Here is a 1,868-nt window from a genome sequence, read left to right as displayed (position 1 = left end):
AATGATTCGTTCCATTGTAATTTCCCTTTCAGTTTCTTATTTTTAATTTTTTGTCTTTTTTCTATTTCCCTTAAATAGTGCGGACGGGAGGTAAAATTATCCAGTGGATGATTTTAGAAAACCATAAAATGAAAGACCTAATTTTCGAGCTCCTCGCTCATTCATTTCTAGGCTCAAGCTAAAATAGTTCCCCGAACTATTTTACTCTCAAAAATTCCGTTCTAGAGAAGCATCTTTGCTTCTCTAGAATACCACTATGGCGGGAAATAGCGTTTCAATGCTCACTTCGTTTGCAAATATTTTATAGAAATCTATCTATTGATGAAGCATAATTTAAAACTGATGACCATATCTACGATAAATATATAAAAATCCCCACGCAAAATAACTTGCGTGAGGACGAAATTCGCGGTGCCACCTCAATTATAGGATTTCTCCTATCTCTCATTCCTGTCTCAGAACTTTCCTGTAACAGGCTGTGCGATAAAGGGCACTCCCTTGAGAATTATGTTTTCTTCTCTCGTTTCAGATGGACCCAACCTTACAGCTTTCTCTGCTTGTTTCCAGCAACCACAAGCTCTCTGGGAAAGAAAGTACTGTAATTTTTCCATCTCTTATTTCTTAGCTTCTAGGTAGTCTGCAATCGCAGCTACGTCCTTGTCTCCACGACCAGAGACATTGATGATGATAATGTCATCTTTACTTAGTTTCGGTGCACGTTTAACCGCTTCTGCGATGGCGTGCGAACTTTCAATCGCTGGGATAATCCCTTCTGTCTTACTAAGAAGGAGCAAGGCTTGAACAGCTTCTTCGTCTGTCGCTGCCACATATTCCACGCGACCTGAATCTTTAAAGTAGGCGTGTTCTGGGCCAACCCCTGGATAGTCCAAACCAGCTGAGATAGAGTAAACTGGCGCCAGCTCTCCGTCTTCCTTAAAGACTGCATAGGTCTTCATACCATCGACAATTCCGACACTACCCTTTGTCATAGTGGCTGCATGCTTGTCTGTGTCAAGTCCGTGACCGGCAGCTTCGACCCCAACCAATTTGACTTCTTCATCAGCCACATACTGAGAAAAAGCTCCGATGGCATTGGAACCACCACCTACACAGGCAATGACGTAGTCTGGTAAACGGCCTTCTTTTTCTAAGATTTGACGACGAGATTCCTCACTGATGACCTTTTGGAATTCATGGACAATGGTAGGATAAGGATGAGGTCCTACAGCAGATCCCAAAACGTAGAATGCTTCAAGGTCATTCATCCATTCTCCAAAGGCTGCATCAACCGCATCCTTGAGAGTTCGCGTTCCCGTTTCAACTGCGTGAACAGTTGCTCCCATCATCTCCATACGGAAAACATTGAGACGTTGACGCTCAACATCCTCTGCCCCCATATAGACATCACAGGCCATACCAAACTTGGCTGCAGCAGCTGCTGTCGCAACACCGTGCTGACCAGCTCCTGTTTCTGCGATCACTCGTTTTTTGCCCATACGTTTGGCAAGAAGAATTTGTCCTAAAACATTGTTGAGCTTGTGAGAACCAAGGTGATTAAGGTCTTCGCGCTTGAGATAAATCTTAGCTCCACCTAGGTGGTCTGTTAAACTTTCCGCAAAATAGAGCGGTGTTTCACGACCAGAATAATCCTTCAAATAATGGCGAAATTCTGCCAAAAACTCTGGATCATCCTTGTATTTGTCAAAAGTCATTTCCAACTCATCCAACAAAGCCTGAATCGGCTCCGGTACAAAACTACCACCAAATTGTCCAAAATAACCTTTAGTTGTCATAAATTTTTCCTCTTTCCATATTAATTCGGCTTTTTGTTTGCTTTTAGTAATAGGCAAGGAGCTACAGATAGAACT

Annotated in this window: 1 protein-coding gene and 1 other annotated feature; the gene reads right to left on the bottom strand. The window is 42.7% G+C overall.

The genetic code is table 11. The annotated features are described in order from the left end of the window. Positions 1–392: 392 nt before the first annotated feature. Positions 393–618 (bottom strand) — a binding site (T-box leader). Then, positions 615–1,793, bottom strand: coding sequence for a tryptophan synthase subunit beta (trpB, locus tag GMD5S_RS0209575; RefSeq protein ID WP_000208434.1), 1,179 nt, complete (start codon positions 1,791–1,793; stop codon positions 615–617). Its footprint overlaps the feature before it by 4 nt. Between the last annotated feature and the right edge of the window lie 75 nt (positions 1,794–1,868).

This window comes from Streptococcus sp. GMD5S (assembly GCF_000298715.2).
In the GTDB taxonomy this organism is placed as follows: domain Bacteria; phylum Bacillota; class Bacilli; order Lactobacillales; family Streptococcaceae; genus Streptococcus.
This window is presented reverse-complemented; position numbering and strand designations above follow the sequence as displayed.